The 18,358-nt window shown below is 75.4% G+C and carries 13 protein-coding genes; 5 read left to right on the top strand and 8 right to left on the bottom strand.

The genetic code is table 11. The features are described 5' to 3' along the window. Positions 1-30 precede the first annotated feature (30 nt). Positions 31-384, bottom strand: coding sequence for an anti-sigma factor antagonist (locus ACRAKJ_RS11790; protein WP_438922158.1), 354 nt, complete (start codon positions 382-384; stop codon positions 31-33). A gap of 190 nt (positions 385-574) precedes the next feature. On the opposite strand from ACRAKJ_RS11790, the gene ACRAKJ_RS11785 reads away from it, so the two are divergent. After that, positions 575-3,217: a SpoIIE family protein phosphatase gene (locus ACRAKJ_RS11785; protein ID WP_438922159.1), complete on the top strand. Its 2,643-nt coding sequence runs from the start codon at positions 575-577 to the stop codon at positions 3,215-3,217. Here ACRAKJ_RS11785 and ACRAKJ_RS11780 read toward each other — a convergent pair. From ACRAKJ_RS11780 to ACRAKJ_RS11755, 6 genes are read right to left on the bottom strand one after another with little or no spacing between them, the layout of a single operon-like run. Continuing rightward, the gene (locus tag ACRAKJ_RS11780) at positions 3,198-4,760 is read right to left on the bottom strand and encodes a SpoIIE family protein phosphatase (protein WP_438922160.1); all 1,563 of its coding nucleotides are present in this window, start codon (positions 4,758-4,760) and stop codon (positions 3,198-3,200) included. The two genes, ACRAKJ_RS11785 and ACRAKJ_RS11780, sit on opposite strands and share 20 nt — an antisense overlap. Beyond that, positions 4,757-6,481 (bottom strand): ATP-binding protein, encoded by a 1,725-nt coding sequence (locus tag ACRAKJ_RS11775; protein WP_438922161.1) that lies wholly within the window; start codon positions 6,479-6,481, stop codon positions 4,757-4,759. The genes ACRAKJ_RS11780 and ACRAKJ_RS11775 overlap by 4 nt, the downstream gene beginning before the upstream one ends. Continuing rightward, positions 6,478-7,500, bottom strand: coding sequence for a SpoIIE family protein phosphatase (locus ACRAKJ_RS11770; RefSeq protein WP_438922162.1), 1,023 nt, complete (start codon positions 7,498-7,500; stop codon positions 6,478-6,480). Before ACRAKJ_RS11770 ends, ACRAKJ_RS11775 begins: the two co-directional genes overlap by 4 nt. Next, complete coding sequence (locus tag ACRAKJ_RS11765) at positions 7,488-7,901, bottom strand: anti-sigma regulatory factor (protein WP_438922163.1); 414 nt, start codon at positions 7,899-7,901, stop codon at positions 7,488-7,490. Before ACRAKJ_RS11765 ends, ACRAKJ_RS11770 begins: the two co-directional genes overlap by 13 nt. Next, complete coding sequence (locus ACRAKJ_RS11760) at positions 7,898-8,272, bottom strand: STAS domain-containing protein (protein WP_438922164.1); 375 nt, start codon at positions 8,270-8,272, stop codon at positions 7,898-7,900. Before ACRAKJ_RS11760 ends, ACRAKJ_RS11765 begins: the two co-directional genes overlap by 4 nt. Continuing rightward, complete coding sequence (locus tag ACRAKJ_RS11755; RefSeq protein ID WP_438922165.1) at positions 8,272-9,120, bottom strand: STAS domain-containing protein; 849 nt, start codon at positions 9,118-9,120, stop codon at positions 8,272-8,274. Before ACRAKJ_RS11755 ends, ACRAKJ_RS11760 begins: the two co-directional genes overlap by 1 nt. Positions 9,121-9,259: 139 nt before the next feature. Here ACRAKJ_RS11755 and ACRAKJ_RS11750 point away from each other — a divergent pair, with 139 nt between their 5' ends. The 3 genes from ACRAKJ_RS11750 to ACRAKJ_RS11740 all read left to right on the top strand — a co-directional run bounded on the left by ACRAKJ_RS11750 (position 9,260) and on the right by ACRAKJ_RS11740 (position 14,955). Continuing rightward, positions 9,260-10,396 carry an alkaline phosphatase family protein gene (locus tag ACRAKJ_RS11750; protein ID WP_438922166.1) on the top strand — a complete coding sequence of 379 codons (1,137 nt, stop codon included), beginning with the start codon at positions 9,260-9,262 and terminating at the stop codon, positions 10,394-10,396. 65 nt (positions 10,397-10,461) lie between these two features. Then, complete coding sequence (locus tag ACRAKJ_RS11745) at positions 10,462-13,929, top strand: DEAD/DEAH box helicase (protein ID WP_438922167.1); 3,468 nt, start codon at positions 10,462-10,464, stop codon at positions 13,927-13,929. A gap of 30 nt (positions 13,930-13,959) precedes the next feature. Further along, the gene (locus ACRAKJ_RS11740; RefSeq protein ID WP_438922168.1) at positions 13,960-14,955 is read left to right on the top strand and encodes a TIR domain-containing protein; all 996 of its coding nucleotides are present in this window, start codon (positions 13,960-13,962) and stop codon (positions 14,953-14,955) included. 13 nt (positions 14,956-14,968) lie between these two features. Here the strand turns inward: ACRAKJ_RS11740 and ACRAKJ_RS11735 are convergent, their stop codons facing one another. Further along, positions 14,969-17,044: an SGNH hydrolase domain-containing protein gene (locus tag ACRAKJ_RS11735; RefSeq protein ID WP_438922169.1), complete on the bottom strand. Its 2,076-nt coding sequence runs from the start codon at positions 17,042-17,044 to the stop codon at positions 14,969-14,971. Between the two features lie 213 nt (positions 17,045-17,257). Between ACRAKJ_RS11735 and sigJ the strand changes: the two genes are divergently transcribed. Further along, positions 17,258-18,193, top strand: a complete 936-nt coding sequence (gene sigJ, locus ACRAKJ_RS11730; RefSeq protein WP_438922170.1) for an RNA polymerase sigma factor SigJ — start codon at positions 17,258-17,260, stop codon at positions 18,191-18,193. The last annotated feature ends 165 nt before the right edge of the window (positions 18,194-18,358 follow it).

The raw sequence follows: 18,358 nt of genomic DNA, 5'->3' as shown, positions 1-18,358 counted from the left end.
GTCGCGACTCCCGGGAGCCGGGCTCCCGGCTCAGGAGGCGGCGGACAGCGCTTCGTCGAGCGTGTCGTGCAGGTCCAGCACGTGCGCCAGGCCGACCGAGGTCAGGGTGCGGCGGATCAGGCGGGGCACGACCACGCGCAGCGCGCCGCCGCCCCGGCGGGTCGCCTCGTGCGCCCGGAGCAGCACGTCGATGCCGACCGACGCGAAGAAGTCGACGTCGCTGAGGTCCAGCACCACGGTGCCGTCGCCGTCGCCCACGGCGGCCGTCACGGGGTCACGCAACAGGTGCACGGTGGCGATGTCGAGCTGTCCTCGCGCGGACAGCACGACGGTGCCGCCGTCGGCGTCGCGCCGGGTCGTGGTCTCGAACGCTTCGGGAGGCATCGGTGTCCGTTCGTCACTTCGGGGCAGGGGTCGACCGCGAGTGCGCTGTGGGCTCAACGGCACCGCCGGACACCAGAAGATCACACCCCGCGCCTCGCGCGCGAACCCCCTCCCGACCTCGGCCGGACGGCGATCGGTGCCCGGTCGCGCGCCCGGCTAGCCTGGGTGCCCCCACCCCGAGGAGCGACGCATGGCGCGAGCGAGCGGACCGGAGCCCGGCGACCTGCCCGGCCTGGTCGGCGACCTGCCCGTCGTGGTGTGGGAGGGCGACCGCGCGACCAGGCGGCTCACGTTCGCCTCCCGCTACGCCGACGTGCTGCTGGGCGGCGTGCCGGACGACTGGGACGCGGTGGTGCACGCCGACGACCGGGCGTGGGTGCACCGCGAGCGCTGGTCGCGCGAGGAGGACTTCGAGCTGGTCTACCGGGTGGTCGCGGCCGACGGCCGGGTGCGGTGGGTGCAGGACCGGGTGCACGTCGGCGAACGGCTGCTGCGCGGCGCGCTGCTCGACGTCACCGAGGTCCGGCTGCGGGAGGAGCGCGAGCGCTTCCTCGGCGAGCTGGACCGCGAGCTGCAGCGGCTGGACGACGCCGAGGTCGTGATGACCGCCGCGACCCGGCTGCTGGGCGAGCACCTGGGCGTGAACCGGTGCGCCTATGCCGAGGCCGAGGCCGACGAGGACCACTTCGTGATGAGCGGCGACTACGCGAACGGCCTGCCGCCGCTGCCGGGCCGGTTCGCGATGTCGGCGTTCGGCGCGGGCGCGCTGCGCGCGATGCGGGCGGGCGAGCCGTGGGTGGTGCACGACAGCGCCGCCGACCCGCGCCTGGAGGACCTGGACGCCTACCTGGTCACCGGCATCCGGGCGGTGATCTGCCTGCCGCTGCTGCGCGGCGGCCGGTTCGTCGCGGCGATGGCCGTGCACCAGGCGACGCCGCGCCGGTGGACCGGCGCCGAGGTGGAGCTGGTGTCGGTGGTGGTGAACCGCTGCTGGGAGTCGGTGCAGCGCACGCACGCCGACCGGGCCGTCCGGGCGGGCGAGGAGCGCTACCGGCAGCTCGTGGAACGCGCCACCGACGCCATCTGGACCGTCGACCGCGACCTGCGGTTCGTCGACGTCAACCCGGCCGCCTGCGCGCTGCTCGGCCACGACCGCGCGGCCCTGGTGGGCACGCCGCTGACCGACCTGGTGGAGGAGGGGGCCGCGCGCCGGCTCGCCGCGCTCGTCGGCTCGACCGCGCCCGCCGTCACCGACGTGTGGGAGCTGCGGCGCGCGGACGGCACCACCGTGCCGGTCGAGCTGAGCGTCCAGGGCACGCCGCACGGCGTGCAGGCCATCGGCCGCGACGTCACCGAGCGGCGGCGCGCCGAGGCCGAGCGGGAGCTGCTGCTCCAGCGCGAGCGCGAGATCGCCGAGACCCTCCAGCGCAGCCTGCTGCCGCCCGAGCTGCCGGAGCTGGCCCGGGTCGCGGTGTCGGCCCGCTACCTGCCCGCGGCGGCGCACGGCCAGATCGGCGGCGACTGGTACGAGGTGCTGCCGGTCGGCGACACGGTCGTCGCGGTGTCCGTGGGCGACGTCGTCGGCAAGGGGCCGACGGCGGCGGCCGTGATGGGGCAGCTGCGCAGCGCCCTCGCCGGCTACCTGCTCGACCGCCACTCCCCCGCCGCGGCCCTGGACCGGCTGGACGCGTTCGCCCGCCGCACGCCCGGCGCGGTCGGCAGCACGTGCGCGTGCGTGACGGTCGACTGGAGCACCGGGCAGCTGTGCTGGGCCTCGGCCGGGCACCCGCCCGTGCTGGTGGTCCTGCCGGACGGCGCGGCGTTCGTCAGCGGCGTCGCGGGGGCCGTGCTGGGCGCCGACGACGGGATGCCGTACCGCGACCACGCCGTGCAGCTGCCGGTGGGCGCGTCCGCCGTGCTCTACACCGACGGCCTGGTGGAACGGCGGTCCGACGTGCTCGACGCGGGGCTGGAGCGGTTGGCCGAGGTGGCCTGGAAGGCGCACGCCGCGCCGCCCGGCGAGCTGGCGGACGAGGTGGTGGGCGCGCTGCTGGCCGACGGGCAGGACGACGACGTGGCGCTGGTCGTGCTGCGCCGCACGCCGGAACCGCTGCGCAGGCGCGGCGTGCCCGCCGTGCCCGAGGCGCTGGGCGGGATGCGCCGCGAAGTCCGCGAGTGGGCGGCGCTGGCCGGCCTCCCGCTGGACGCGCTGTGCGACCTCCAGCTCACGCTGGGCGAGGCCGCCGCGAACGCGGTCGACCACGCCTACCCCGAGGGGCCGGGTGACTTCGACTACGAGCTGGAGCGCACGGCGGCGGGCGACGTGCGCGTGGTGGTGCGCGACCGGGGCCGCTGGCGGCCGGCGCCGGCCGACAAGGGCAACCGCGGCCGGGGCATCGACATCATCCGCGAGCTGGGCGCCGACGTGGTCTTCGACCGCGGCGAGGGCGGGACGGTCGTCGACTTCCGCGTGCCGCTCGTCCCGGCACCGGTCGGCGAGCCGCCGGCCCGCGGACCCGCCGACGAGGCCGCCCCGCCCCACGACGACGGGGCGCACGTGGTGCGGCTGACCGGTGACCTCGACGCCACCGGGGCCGACGCGGTCCGGGCCGACCTGATGGCGCGGGTGGGCACGCGGCCGGTGGACCTCGACCTGACCGACGTGGACTACCTCAGCAGCTCGGGTGTCGCGCTGCTGCTCACGGCCGCGCTCGCGGCCCGCCGCGCGGGCCTGCCGATGACGTGGACGCTGCGCGCCGGGTCCGCGCCCGCCCGGATCGTGGCGCTGTCCGGCCTCGCGACCACGCCCGGGCTCACGATCCGCTCGACGTGAGCCCCCGGCCCGGCTCCAGGTGGTCGCGGCGGAACGCGAACAGCGCGATGTCGTCCTTCTTGTCCCGCCCGAACTCGTCGAGCAGGCGGTCGCACAGCTCGTCCATGTCGTCGTCGTGCGACACGGCGGCCCGCAGGCTCTCCATGCCCTCGTCGAGGTCCGCGCCGGAGTGCTCGACCAGGCCGTCCGTGGTGAGCAGCACCATCGAGCCCACCGGCAGGGCGAACCGGGTCGCCGGGGGCCGGTTCAGGCCGATGCCCAGCAGCGGGCCGCGCACGTCCAGGTAGCGGGCGCCGTCGGCGTCGGCGATCAGCGGCGGGATGTGCCCGCCGTTGGCCACCAGCACCGTCTCCTCGGCCGGGTCGACCAGCATCAGGCACATCGTGGTGAGCCCCCGCACGCCGTGGAACTTCTCGATCATGGCGTCGATGCGCCGCAGGATCACCACCGGGTCGGTCTCGTCCACCGCGTAGGCGCGCAGGGCGTGCCGCACCTCGCCCATGACGATCGCCGCCGCCAGCGAGTGCCCGGTGACGTCGCCGATCGCGATCAGCAGCTGGTCGCCCAGCTCGGTGACTTCGTAGAAGTCGCCGCCGATCTCGGCGTGCGCGGACGCGGGCTCGTAGCGGGCGGTCATCGGCAGGCAGGGCAGCGTCGGCAGCCGGCGCGGCAGCAGGCTGTTCTGGAGCGTGAGGGCCAGCGTGTGCTCCTCGGCGTAGGCGCGCAGGCCCTCCGCGGCGAGGGCGGTCGTCTGCGCCAGCTGGAGCAGCAGGTTGCGGTCCTCGTCGGTGGCGACCGCCTCGGGCGGCACGGCCACCCGGATCGGGGCGCTGCGCGGGTTGCCGCGCGCCACCACGACCGCCGCCGGCACGCCCGGCGCCCACGGCGGGTCGAGCACGCTGGCGGTGTTCCCGGGCAGGCCGTCGAGCAGCGACGTCGGCTCGCTGCGCACCGGGGTGCCCGTGCGGCCGACCAGCAGCGGGCCGCCCGGCGGTGCGAGGAGCACGGTCGCGGGCGAGCCGCACACCGACGCCGCGCCCTCCGCGGCGGCCTCGGCCAGGGCGTGGAACGTGGTGGCCGAGTTGATGCGCAGCGTGGCGGAGGTGAGCTTGGCGAGCCGGTCGGCCAGCCGCTCGGCCAGCGCGCGGGCCCGGTAGTAGCGCAGCGCCGCCTCGACGGTGGCCAGCAGCTCGCGCGGCTCGATCGGCTCGGTCAGGTAGGCGTCCGCGCCCCGGTTGAGGCCGGTGATGCGGTCCTCGGTCTCCCGGAACGCCGCCGAGACGTGCACCACGGGCACGGCGGCGGTGCGCGGGTCGCTCTTGATCCGCTCCGCGACGTCGTAGCCGCTCATGTCGGGCAGGTCCACGTCGAGCAGCACGAGGTCGAACTCGTGCTCGGCGAGCATGGTCAGCGCCTCGCCGCCGGTGACGGCCTCGGACACGTCGTGCCCGCCGCGGCGCAGCCAGCTCACCCGCACGTAGCGGCTGGCCACGGTGTCGTCCACGACGAGGATGCGCGCCTCCGCGGTGGTGGGGGTGGTCATCCGTTCTCCCTGGTGCGGGCCGCGGTGCGGGCGCTGCGGACCGAGTCGCGCACCGTGCCGGGGGCGATCGCGGCGATCGGCATGACGGCGGCGCCGAGGGTCGCGGCGGTGCGCTCCAGGCCGCTGTCCACGTCGTGGCTCACCACCAGCACCGGCACCGACCGCGACTCGTCCGCCGCGCGCAGCACGGACAGGATCTCCGTGCCGCTGACCTGCGGCACGTCCGCGGCCAGCACGACCAGGTCCGGGCGGTCGCGGCGGGCGGCCTCCAGCGCCTCGCGGCCGTCGACGACCTGCACCACGGTCCGGGCCAGCCCGTCCAGGGCGGCCACCAGGCGGGCGCGCACGGCGTCGTCGGGCACGACGACCAGCGCGAGCGCGGCCGTCGAGTCGTCGGTCTCCTGGAGCGGCAGGGTCACGGTCACCTCGGTGCCCTCGCCGGGCGTGCTGCGCAGCACGAGGTCGCCGCCGAGGAGGACGGCGAGCCGCCGCGCGTAGGGCAGGCCGAGGCCGGTGCCGCCCGCGCCGATCTGGAGCCGGCCCGGCACCTGGTAGAAGTCCTCGAACACGCGGGCCTGCTCGTCGGGCGGGATGCCGATGCCGGTGTCGGTGACGACGAACCGCAGCAGCGGGCCCTCGACCCGCACGTCGAGCCGCACGCTGCCGCGCTCGGTGAACTTCAGCGCGTTGGACAGCAGGTTGCGCAGGACCCGCAGCAGCATCACCTCGTCGGTGACCGGGGTCGGCAGGTCCGGCCGGTGCGCCACGACCAGCTCCACGTCCGCGCTGCGCGCCAGCGCGTCGACCGTGCCGTGCAGCCGGGCCAGCAGCAGCGGCAGGTCGACCGGCGCGAACCGGGGCCGAAGGCTGCCCGACTCGGCCTTGGCGGTGTCCAGCAGCTCGTTGATCAGCGCCAGCAGGATCGAGCCCGCGTCGTTGATCAGCTCCACCTGGTGGCGCTGCTCGGCGGTCAGCGGGTCGCCGTTCGGGTCGGCGAGCAGGCGGGCCAGGCCCACCACGGAGTTCACCGGGGACCGCAGCTCGTGGCTGATGTTGGACCAGAACCGGGTGCGCGCCTCGCCGGCCTCGCGCAGCTGGGTGGTCTTCTCCTCCAGCTCGGCGTAGAGCGCGACGACGCCCTGGTTGGTCTGCTCCAGCTCGTCGGACAGCTCCTTGTGCAGGGCGATGATGCCCTGGTTGGTCTCCTCCAGCTCGTCGTTGAGGCGCAGCAGCTCGCGCTGCTTGGCCTCCAGGTCCTCCAGCGTCTGCACGAGGTCCTGGTTCTGCGCCCGCAGCTCGTCCACCGAGTCGGACGGGTTCGCGGCGGTGGACGCGCGGCGGCGCAGCCGGGCCACCTCGTCGGCCGTCGGCGGCACCTGGCTGGCGGGGAGCGCCTTGGTCACGACGACCGCGCCGCCGTCGACCGCGACCTCGTCCATCAGCCTGCGCGCGGTCGCCCAGCCGGGTCCGGAGGTGTCGGTGGTGTAGACGCGGATCAGCAGGGCGGGCGACGGGTCGCGGCGCAGCAGGAACGCCACCGTGGTCGGCCCCGGAAGGCGGACCAGCTCGCGGCCGAGGTCGCTCAGCGTGGTGGCGACCCGGATCTGGTTCTGCCCGTCCAGGCCGACGACGGTCGCCGCGTCCCGGCCGTGCTGGCGCAGCGGGAAGACGTCGGCCTCCCGCTGCACCGTCACGTGCAGCAGCACCAGCGGCGCGGTCACCGCGCCACCGCCACGAGCACCCCCGCGTCGTCGCGGCGCACGCCCGCGTCGCGCACCAGCCTGGCCGCGATCACCGGGGGCGCCTGCTCGGCGAGGTCCTCGTCGGGCGACCAGCGCTCGGTCAGGCCGTCGGAGTGCAGCACGACCAGCGCGCCCGGCGGCAGGTCGTAGTCGAACGCGCGGATGGTCCGCGCCTGGAACCCGGCGACCCCCGGCACGGACACCATGCCGCGCTTGCGGCCGTCCGCGACCACCGAGGCGCCGATGTTGCCGACCCCGGCGAAGCGGACCCGGCGGGTGACCAGGTCGAGGTCGGCGACCGCCACCGCGCCGCCGCGGGTGCCGCGCAGGGCCTGGTGCAGGCGGGCCACGACCTCCTCCGGCGGGAGGCCCGGCAGGTCGCAGAACACCCGCACCGCCTCCCGCGACGCCGAGGCCGCCAGCGGGCCGTGCCCGGAGCCGTCGCACACCAGCAGGGTGAGCCGGCCCGGCGACCGGCGCACGGCGTGGGCGTCGCCGCACACGTCCTCGCCGGCGATCGGCCTGGTCAGCCCGGCGGTCATGCCGTCGTCGAGGTCGGAGTCACCGCGGTGCGCCTGGAACCGGGCGGCCAGCACGGTGCCCCGGCCGGGGGTCGAGGACAGCTCGAACCCGTCCGCCGCCCTGGCCACCGCGCCCAGGCCGAGCCCGAGGGTGCCGGTGGTCGACTTGCCGTCGGACATGGCCCACCGGACGTCGGGGATGCCGGGCCCCCGGTCGATCGCCAGCACCTCGACCGCGGCCCGCTGCTCGCCGCGCACCGAGCGCAGCACCACCTGGCCCTCGACGGCGTGCTTGACCAGGTTGGTGCCGATCTCGGTGACCGCCAGCCCGATCTCGGCGACCCGCGAACCGGGGAACGCGAGCCGCTCGGCGAGGCCGGTCGCGGCGCGGCGCACCCGGCCGACCTCGGCCGCCTCGTCGACCCGCAGCCAGGCGACGTCCTCGGTCACGGGCAGGCAGGTGCTCACCTCTTCCACTTCACCACCGTCACCGTGGTGCCCCGACCGACCTCGGTGTCCAGGTCGAAGTCGTCCACCAGGCGCCGCGAGCCGCTCAGGCCGAGGCCCATGCCCTTGCCGCTGCTCCAGCCGTCGGCCAGGGCCAGCGCGATGTCCGGGATGCCCGGACCCTCGTCCTGGAACGAGGCCCGCACGCCCTGCCTCCGGCCGTCCCCGACCACCTCGACGTGAGCCGTGCCGCCGCCGCCGTAGATCAACGTGTTGCGGGCCAGCTCGCTGGTCGCGGTCACCAGCTTGGTCTGGTCCACGAGCGAGAGCTTGACGCGCTGGGCGTACACGCGCACCAGCTGCCGGACCCGCACCACGTCGTCGTCGCCGGCGATGGGGAGGACCTCGTGCTCACCGCCGGCGGCGGTCACAGGGCCCCTCGTCGCCGTTCGCCCAGCTCGCGGAGGATCTTCATGCCGCGCTCCAGGTTGAGGGCGGTGCGCACACCGCCCAGGGTCAGGCCCAGCTCGACCAGCGTGATCGCGACCGCGGGCCGCATGCCGACCACGACGGTGTCGGCGTCGAACAGCTTCGACAGCGAGGCGATCGTGGCGAACATCCGGCCGATGAACGAGTCGACGATCTCCACCGCGGAGATGTCGATCACCACGCCGTGCGCGCCGCTGCTGGAGATCCGCTCCGCCAGGTCCTCCTGGAGCGCGAGCACGCTCTGGTCCTGGAGGTCGATCTGGATGGACACCAGCAGGATGCCCTCGATCTGGAGGATCGGCACCCGCTCCATCAACGCCCCACCCGCACGATGTCGGCACCCTCCTTGCGCAGGGCGTGCCGCAGCGCGTCGGCCAGCGAAGCCTTGGTGGTGATGTCGCCGAACTCGATGCCCAGCTCCACGATCGTCTGGGCGATCTGCGGCCGGATGCCCGAAATGGTGCACTCGGCGCCCATCAGGCGGGCCGCGACGACGGTCTTGAGCAGGTGCTGGGCGACCTGGGTGTCCACCGCGAGCACACCGGTGATGTCGATGATGGCCTGCTCGGAACCGGTCTCGACCAGGGTCTCCAGCAGCTTCTCCATCACGACCTGGGTGCGCGCCGAGTCCAGCGTGCCCACCAGCGGCACGGCCAGCACGCCCTCCCAGAGCTTGACCACCGGCGTGGTCAGCTCCAGCAGCTGCTCCGACTGCTCCTTGATGATCTCCTCGCGGGCGCGGGCGTAGGTCTCGAACGTGACCAGGCCCAGCGCGTCCACCAGCTCGGAGAACCTCAGGATCTGCTTGAACAGCTCCGGGTCCTCGTCGGCCTCGGTGAACTCGAACACCACGCGCTTGAGCGCGAAGATGCTCGCCGCGGTCTCCGACGGCGTGTAGCCGGTGCGGGCCCGGCCGCGGGACGTCTCCTCCAGCACGGACCGCAGCTCCGCGTACCGCCCGGAGGCCAGGTCGCGCCCGTCGCCGTCCGCCACGGGCAGCAGCGCGCCCAGGAGGTCGCGGAAGTCGCGCTCCAGCTCGGCGGCGGTCGCCCGACCGCGCACGGTCGACGCCACGGCCGCGACCCACCGCTCCACCAGGAGCTCCGCGTTGTCGCGCAGCAACCCGGTCAGGCGGTGTTCGTGCCCAGCTTCCCCAACCACTCGTGCCTCCTCGTGAACCTGCTCCCTTCGAGACAGTAGACCGCTCGCCCCGGTCGTTCAGAACGCGACTCTCCCGGCGGCGCGCGGATCAGTCGTGCGTAGACCCGGCGGTGGGTCGTTCGGCCTATGGTGACCGGCTGTGGACCCGGTGGTGCCCCGGTACGGGGCCGGCTCGTTGGCGGACGTGGTGCCCTCCCTGCTGGCCGGCCTGGGCGTGCCCGGCGCGGTGGACGTGCTGGGCCTGGCCGGCCCGCCGCGGGTGTGCGTGCTGCTGGTCGACGGGCTCGGCTGGGAGCTGCTGCGCGAGCACGAGGCCGACGCGCCGTTCCTCGCGTCCCTGCCCGGACCGCCGATCACGGCCGGTTTCCCCGCGACCACGGCCACCGGCCTCGCCTCGCTGGGCACGGGGCTGCCGGCCGGCGAGCACGGGTTCGTGGGGTACTCGTTCGAGGCGGGCGGCGAGGTGCTCAACGCGCTGCGCTGGAGCCGCTGCGGGGTGCCCGACCACGTCGACCTGCGGTCCTCGCTGGTGCCGGAGGAGGTGCAGCCCCGGACGACGGTGTTCGAGCGGGCCGCGGCGGCCGGGGTGGCGGTGCACCAGGTGCTGCCGCGCGACCAGCGGGGCAGCGGGCTGTCGCGCGCGGTGCTGCGCGGCGGGTCGTTCGACGGCGTGCTCGGGTTCGGCGACCTCGTGGCGCGGGTGTCGGCGGCGCTGTGGTCGGCCGACCGGGTGCTCTGCTACGCCTACCACGGGAACCTGGACGCGCTGGGCCACGTGTACGGGCCGGGCAGCGCGCCCTGGCGGTGGCAGCTGCGGTTCGTGGACCAGGTGGCCGCGGGCATCGCGGACGGCCTGCCGCCCGGCGGCGCGCTGGTGGTGACCGCCGACCACGGCATGGTGCCCGTCACGGACCCGGTGGACCTGGACGAGGTGGCCGCCCTGCGCGAGGGGGTGCGGGCGTTCGGCGGCGAGGCCAGGGTGCGGCACGTCTACACGGCGTCGGCGGGGGCGGTGCGGTCGCGCTGGGAGTCCGTGCTCGGCGACCGGGCGTGGGTCGTGACGAGGGACGAGGCGGTGGCCGCGGGCTGGTTCGGGCCCCGGGTGGACGACCGGGTGCTGCCGCGCGTCGGCGACCTGGTGGTGGCCGCGCGGGGGTCGCTCGGCCTGGTGCGGACCCGGGCGGAACCGGTGGTGAGCGGGTTCACCGGGCAGCACGGCTCGCTGACGGCGGCCGAGCAGCACGTCCCGCTGCTGGTGGCGTCCGGCGGCGGCTGAGCGTTCTCGCATAGCATCGCTTGTCGGCCGCGGGGCCGGGACGGAGGCGGTGGGTGGAGAGCGCGGTGGACACGTCGGTCCCCGGGGTCGTGCAGGCCCGGTGGGGCGTCCGGCCGGAGCCCGCCATCGCCCGGTACGCCGAGCCCGGCTGGCAGCTCTCGCCCCTGCCGGTCGACCGCCGGTGCCCCCGCTGCGGCGGCGAGCTGCACGGCCTGTACCGCGCCCACCCCGACCGGGGGCGGCAGCAGTTGCAGGCGGCGGTGGCGTGCCCCGCGTGCCCCGCGACGTTCACGCTGCGCGAGCTGAAGCTGGCGCAGAAGTCGGTGCTGGGCGAGCTGCGGCCGGAGGCCGTGACGCGCCGCCTGGCGGAGGACGCGCAGCTCGAAGCCCTGGCCCGCACCACCCGGCGGCCCGAGCCCCGGCCGGCCGCCGAACCGGGACCGCCGGCACCCCGACGGCCGGCGGCGGTCCCGGCCGCGGTCCCGGCGGCCGAGGACGGGCCCCCGGACGACGCCGAGCTGCCGAACGTGGACTTCGCCGCCCTGGCCAGGGCGGAGGCCGCGGGCGCGGTCGACCCGGAACCTCCGGGCGAGGCGGAACCCGAGGGCGAGGCGGACCGCGAGGCCGCCGGGGCGGGACCGGCGGTCGCTCCCGGGACGGGCGGGGCGGAGCCCGGCGCGGACCCGGTCCGCCCCGCCCGGCGCGTGTCGACCGTCGCCATGGCGGCCCGCATCCGGTCCATCCTCAGCGGCTCGGACGTGGCGCCCACCGCCCGCTCCGGCGAGGTCCCCGTGCTGCCGACGACGGCGGCCGAGGTCCGGCGGCCGGTGTGGTGGGTCAAGACGGTCGACCCGGCGATGGAGGTGCCCCGCGTGCCGCCCGGCGTGGACACCCGCGTCGTGCTGCCCGACCGGCCCGAGTTCGCCGGCCTGCGCGCCCGCCTGGCCGACGCCGGCGTGCCGTTCCGCGCGGTCGGGCACTGGCTGGAGCAGGAGGACGTGACGACCGGGTCGGCGTCCGCGTGGCTGTCCGAGGTCGGCGGCGTGGTGCCGGAGCGGTGCGAACCGGTGACCGGCGAGGCGGCGCGGGCCGCGCGGCTGGCCTTCGAGGTGCTGTGGGACCTGCACGAACCGGCGGGCGAGGTGCCCGACCCGGTGCCGGCGGACAGCCTGGTGCCCGCCGAGTGGACGAAGTTCCTGCCGTTCCCGGTGCTCAACCCCGCCCAGACGCAGGCCGCGCCCCACTTGGTGGACAGCGACTCCCACCTGCTGATCGCCGCGCCGACCGGGGCGGGCAAGACGGCGATGGGCATGCTCGCCGCGCTCAAGGCCATCCTGGAGGAGGGCCGCAAGGCCGCCTGGCTCGTGCCGCAGCGCTCGCTGACCGACGAGCTGGACCGCGAGCTGGAGACGTGGCGGGCGCAGGGCCTGCGGGTCGAGCGCCTGTCCGGCGAGTACGCGGTGGACGTGGAGGCGGTCAAGGCCGCCGACCTGTGGGTGGCGACGACGGAGAAGTTCGAGGCGATCTGCCGGGCCGGGTCGCTCCAGGCGGCGCTCGGCGAGGTCGGCTGCCTGGTCGTGGACGAGATCCACCTGCTGGGCAGCCCGGGGCGCGGGGCGCTGCTGGAGGCGCTGCTGGCCCGGGTGCGCGGCGCGGACTCGCCGGTCCGCATCGTGGGCCTGTCGGCGACCGTGTCCAACGCGGCCGAGGTCGCCGAGTGGCTCGAAGCGGAGCTGGTGGCCACCACCTGGCGGCCGTCCCGGGTGACGTGGCAGCTGCCGACCATCCCCGCCGCGTCCGGGTTCGCCGCGAACAACCGGCTGCGCGAGCAGGTCGTGCTCGACCTGACGCACCGGCACACCGCCGAGGGCGGCAGCGTGCTGGTGTTCTGCGGCTCCAAGCGCAACGTCCGCTCGACCGCCATGGCCATCGCCGCCGACCGGGGCGCGCCCGTGCACACCGTGGCCGCCGACGACGTCGACGGCCTCACGGCGGTGTGCGCGCAGGTCGGCGTGCGGATGCACTACTCGGACCACGAGCACAAGCACGCGGCCGAGCGGGCGTTCCGGGCGCGCGAGGCGGACGTGCTGGTGGCGACCTCGACGGTGGCGGCGGGCGTGAACCTGCCCGCGCGGGCGGTCGTGGTGCGGGACGTGTCGATCGGCGGCGAGCCGATGGACACCTCGACGGTGCTCCAGATGTTCGGCCGGGCCGGGCGGATCGGCGCCGGGGAGACCGAGGGCTGGTCGTACCTGGTGGTGGACGAGACGCAGCGCGCCGACTGGCAGACCAGGCTGGTGGCCGGGTACTCGGTGTACTCGCGCATCCGCGAGTCGCTGCCCGACCACGTGCTGGCCGAGGTGCTCCAGGGCCGCATCCAGACCGCGGACGACGCGCGGGCGTGGTGGGTGGAGACGCTGGCGCACGCGCAGGGCGACGACGACGACGAACCGGTGCGGGAGGCCGTCCGCTTCCTGGTCGACGAGGGGCACCTGACCTCGGACGACGGCCGGTTGGCGATCACCGAGCTGGGCCGGCTGACCGCGCGGATGATGGTGTCCACGCACACCGGGCACCGGCTGCGCCGCACGCTGGGCCTGCTGCCCGTGCCGCGCGACGCGGACTCGGCCGAGCTGGCGCTGAGCCTGGTGCTGTCGGTGGCGGTGCGGGACCTGGCGGGCATCCCGGTGCCGGAGCCGGTGCGCCCGGCCGTGGCGACGGTGATCAAGGCGGGCGGCCGGACGTCGCAGATCACCAACACCACGTCGGTCAAGGGCCTGGGCTCGCAGACCACCACCGCGCCCGGCGACCTGGCGTGGGCGGGCCTGCTGCTGGTGTCCCGCTCACCGCACCTGTTCGACGCCTCCCGCCCCGCGCGCCGGGTCGCGGGCGGCATCCCGCTGGTGTCGCTGCACGCGGTGTTCGAGCAGGCACCGAGGTTCCTGGCGTGGCTCGCCGCGCAGGGCGTGCTGGGCACCGTGCACCCGTGGATCGCGATCGTCGCGGCGGACCTGGACCACCGCGTCCGCTGGCGGTCGCTGGCCCCGGCGCGCGGCGCGGGCCGCCTGCTGTGGATGTGCGAGGAGATGGCGACCAGGCCGCACCTGCGCGAGGTCGTCCCCGACCTGTTCCGCACGGCGGTGGCGCGCGGCGTGCGCTCGCCGGACTGGCCGCCCGGCCGCTCCCCCGCGGGCTGCGTCCTGGACCACGCGGGCTACACCGCGCTGCTGCGCGAGCGCACCACGACCTACGCCCTGGCCGCGCACGCCACCGGGGCGACGGTGACCGGGGGCACGGGCGGCACGGCCATCGCCTGGCGCGGTCGCTCCTGCACCCCGCCCACGACGTCCGCCTCGACCCTCGCCTACCCGGACTCCGACGACGACACCCCGGACACGGGCGTGGCCGTCTTCACCCGCCGGGGCGACCACCGGGCGACCGGCTGGTTGGCCGCGTACAGCGCGATCACCCCGCCGGAGGACACCCCGGAACCCCCGCGCGCCCGCCGCACCCGGGGCCTCGGCAAGCTCTGACCCACCCACCACTGCTGCGATTGGCCGTCGTTGTTACACGTTTTCCTCAGCTACAGCCGCAGGCAGCGGTCGTACGCCCGCGAGCTGGCCCGCCACCTCGACGAGCAGGGCGTGCCCGTGTGGATGGACGACGAGATCCTCACGGGCGAACGCTGGGAGCACGTGATCCGCACGAGGATCGACACGTGCGCGGCGGTCGTCGTGGTGATGAGCCCCGACGCGGAGGCGTCCGCGTGGGTGACCCGCGAACTCGCGCGGGCGGAGAGCCGGGGCAAGCCGGTGTTCCCGGTGCTGCACGACGGCGAGGTGTTCTTCCGGCTGGCCGACGTCCACTACGAGGACGTGCGCGGCGGCCGGTTGCCGGGCGAGCGGTTCACCGCCGCCCTGCGGGCGCTGACGAACGCCCCGCCGCCGACGCCGGCGGTCCCCATCCCGCCGGCCCCCATCCCGCCGACCCCGACCCCGGCGGCCCCGATCCTGGCGCCTCCGCCGGCCGGGAAGCCCGGCGCGCGGCTGCGCCGCCTCGTGCCGGCCCTCGTCGCGGCGGCGGTCCTGGTGCCGGTCGGCATCAGCGCGGCGGACTGGCTGACCCCCGACGACACCGGCGCGGCCCCGTCAGGGGGGTCGACCACGTCCACGACCTCGACCACCGCGGCGAGCACCGCGACGTCAACCACCACGGCCCCGCCCACCACGACGTCGACACCGACCACCGGGGCCACGACCACGTCGCAGCGCCGCCACACCGTCCGGGTCTACAACAACACCACGATCGCCGACCTGAACGCCGCGGTGGTGGACGACGTGCGCGAACTCGGGTGGACGGTGACCGAGAGCGGGAACTACTCACAGGGCTTGATCCCCACGAGCACGGTGTACTTCCACCCCGACCTGGACGAGGAGGCCGAGGCCCGTGCCCTGGCCGCGGCGCTCGGGATGCGGGCCGAGCCGGGGTTCGAGGGCATCCGGTCCGCCCCGGCGGGTCTGATCGTCATCATCGCGCGGGACTACCGCGCCCCGGCGTGAGACCGGGGCGCGGTCAGCCGGCGTCGATCGCCCGACCCAGCACCGGCGCGAGGCTGCGGCTGAACTCCGAGTTCATGTGGTCGGCGTCGTAGTACACGGCCAGCCCGCCCACCGCGGCGTAGCACCGGTCGGCGTCGCAGAAGTGCTCGGTGAGGTCGACCAGCGACACGTCCGGGTTGGGGCTGGTGCGCGCCACCTCGGCCAGCGGGTCCGGCGGCTGGGCCGTGGTCCGGTCGACGGCGCACGCGGTCGGGTCGCCCTGGTTGAGCACCACGCAGTTCGGGTCGCGCACCTCGCCGTTGAGCGGCGGGTCGCCGAGGACGACCACCCGCGCGCCCACCTCGGTGAAGCGCTCCCACCGGGGCTCCAGGCCGTCGCGGTACTGCTCGACCTCCGACCGGCCGGTGCCGTCGTCCACCTTCTCGCGCCGCGAGAAGAACGAGGTGAGCACGACGTCCGGGGCGTCCCCGACGATCGTCCGGGTGGTGCGCTCGTTCCAGTCGGCGCACGACGCCGCGCGGTCCGGGGTGACGGGGCCCTGGTAGTCCTTGAACCGCACCTGCGCGAACGGGCAGCCGCCGACGTAGACGTACTTGAGCACCCAGCCCCGCTCACGGGCCAGGTCGGCGACGGGCGGCTGCCAGTGCTGGGCGTGCGAGTCGCCGACCAGCCACACCACCTGCGGCGACTCGGCGCCGTCGCTGAAGTCGCAGACCACCACGTCGTCCTGCGGCACCCGGTGGCGCTCGGCGGCGACGCAGTCGGACGGCTTCTTCCAGTACTCGTTGGCCGGGCCCATGAGGACGTTGCGCGCCGGGCCCAGCGGGTCGCGGCACCCGTTCTCGGGCAGCAGGGCCGAGCCGCCGACGCACGGCCCGACCACCGGGGTGGCGGCGACGTCCCGCTCGGCCTGGGCGACGTGCCGGTCGTAGGTCCAGTTCAGCCCGTAGGCCGCCGCGGACACCACGAGCATCCCCGCGACCATCCCGGTGAACGACAGGCCCGTGCTCCGGGTGATCCGGATACCCCGGTCCTCCACCAGCAGCTTGGTCAGCCAGGACAGCAGCACCGCCACCGCGAGCACGCCCAGCAGGTGGAGCGTCCCGGGCTTGTCGCCGGCGAGGACGCCGCTCAGCGCGAAGGGCGCGATCATGATCAGCGGCCAGTGCCACAGGTACAGCGAGTAGCTGATGCCGCCGAGGAACTGCACGGGCGCGGACGCCGTGACGGGCCGGTGCCAGCGGCTGCCCTCGGAGGCGATGACCAGCACCGTGCCGACGGTCGGGACCAGCGCGAGGTAGCCGGGGAACTGCGTGTCGTGGTCGAAGGCGAACGCCGACCACGCGATGAGGGCCAGACCGGCGAACGACGCCGCCTCCACCACCCGCGCGGGCAGCCGGACGGCGGTGAGCGCCACGAGGGCGCCCAGCCCGAACTCCCAGACGCGGACCGGGGTGACGAAGTACGCCTGGTTCGGCTCGACCTGCGTGTAGTAGACGCTGAAGGCGAGCGAGGCGGCGCTGACGGCCGCGACGCCGACGACCTGCGCCGTCCGCCGCCGGATCGCGAACAGCAGCACCATCAGCAGCGGCCACACGAGGTAGAACTGCTCCTCGACCGACAGCGACCAGTAGTGCTGCACGAGGCTCGCCGCGGCGCTGGACGCCGAGTAGTCCACCGACTTGGCCGCGAGCAGCCAGTTCTCCCAGTAGGTGGCGGACGCGAACGCCTCGGTGGCGGTCGCCTTCCAGCGCGGGTAGGGCAGCAGGAGGTACGCGGCGACCAGGCTCACACCGAGCACGAGGAACGCGGCGGGCAGCAGGCGGCGCACGCGGCGGGCGTAGAAGCGGCCGAGCCGGACGCGGCCGGTGGTGTCGATCTCGCGCGCGAGGTGCGAGCTGATCAGGAAGCCGGAGATCACGAAGAAGACGTCGACGCCGACGTACCCGCCGGTGAGGCTGTGCGGCCAGAGGTGGTTGACGACCACGGCGGACACGGCGATCGCGCGCAGCGCCTGGATGTCGGCGCGGAACTTGCGCCCGTCCCCGGCGGGGGCGGCGGTGGCGCGTTGTTCGACGACAGCACTCACGGCAATCCCCCCATCGTGGTCGCTCGACCGGCGGGACAGTACCGGATGCGAACGACACCGCCGGGAGACGCCTCTCCCGGCGGGAGTCGCGGATCACGGTGCCGGGCGGGCTCCCGCACGCCGATCGGCGGTCCTCCCGGTGAGGGGTGTCACAACCGGGGCCGCTGCCTCGTCACTGTCGGTGTGGACCGGGACGAGGCGGGGGACGTGGGCATGACCGATCGGGAACGACTGCTCGACGAGCTGCGGCCGAGGGCGTTCGCGATCGCCTACCGGATGCTCGGCAGCTCCTCCGAGGCCGAGGACGTGGTGCAGGAGGCGCTGCTGCGGGTGCACCAGGCGCTGGAGGCGGGCGAGCGCATCGAGTCGCCGCGCGCGTTCACCACCACGGTGACCACCAGGTTGGCGATCAACGAGCTGCGCTCCGCCCGCGCCCGCCGCGAGCGCTACGTCGGCGAGTGGCTGCCGGAGCCGATCATCACCGACGGCCGCGACGACCCGGCCCGGCGCGCCGAGACGTCCGACTCGCTGTCGCTGGCGGTGCTGGTGCTGCTGGAGAGCCTCTCGCCGGAGCAGCGGGCCGTGCTGCTGCTGCACGACGTGTTCGCCTACGGCTACCCGGAGATCGCGGGGATCGTCGGCAAGAGCGAGGACAACGTGCGCCAGCTCGCCACCCGCGCCCGGCGGCACGTCCGGGAGCGCCGACCCCGCTTCCGCACGACGCGCGAGCAGCGCGACGAGCTGGCCCGGCGGTTCTTCGCGGCCGTCGAGCGGGGCGACCTGGCCGGGCTCGAAGCGCTGCTCGCCCACGACGTGGAGCTGACCGGCGACGGCGGCGGCAAGGCGCCGGCCCTGGCGCGGGTGCTGCGCGGGCGCTCCCGCGTGGCGAACACGCTGATCAGGGGCCTGCGGGTGATCGACCGCATCCCCGGCGCGACACTGCGCCCGGTGGAGGTCAACGGCGAGCCGGGGGCGCTGCTCCTCGACGCGGGGCAGCGGCTGATCGGCGTGCTCGCGCTCGACATCGCGGGTGAGCACGTCATCGGCGTCAGCTCGGTCGTCAACCCCGACAAGCTGGCGCACCTCGGGCCGGTGGCCGACGCCGCCGCGCTGCTGCGGTCCCTCGGGGAACCGCAGGCCGGCCGCTGACGTCCGACGAACAGGCAGGGGTCAGGTGGACGGGCAGGCGCGCAGCTCAGGCCCGACCTGAGCCGGGAATCGCTCGGCGTCGGGCCCGCCTTCCCGGGCGTCGCCCCGAACCCGCTCCTGAGCGGTGACGCGCGGAAGCGCAACGCGGAACTGCGCACGGGGGCG

This window comes from Saccharothrix sp. DSM 118769 (genome assembly GCF_052936295.1).
The sequence above is the reverse complement of the archived record's forward strand: the minus strand, read 5'-3'. Positions and strand labels throughout refer to the sequence as shown.

Coding starts and splice junctions, on each gene's coding strand:
- sigJ (WP_438922170.1), top strand. CDS start 17,258: ATGACCGATCGGGAACGACTGCTCGACGAGCTGCGGCCGAGGGCGTTC.
- ACRAKJ_RS11790 (WP_438922158.1), bottom strand. CDS start 384: ATGCCTCCCGAAGCGTTCGAGACCACGACCCGGCGCGACGCCGACGGC.
- ACRAKJ_RS11760 (WP_438922164.1), bottom strand. CDS start 8,272: ATGGAGCGGGTGCCGATCCTCCAGATCGAGGGCATCCTGCTGGTGTCC.
- ACRAKJ_RS11785 (WP_438922159.1), top strand. CDS start 575: ATGGCGCGAGCGAGCGGACCGGAGCCCGGCGACCTGCCCGGCCTGGTC.
- ACRAKJ_RS11780 (WP_438922160.1), bottom strand. CDS start 4,760: ATGACCACCCCCACCACCGCGGAGGCGCGCATCCTCGTCGTGGACGAC.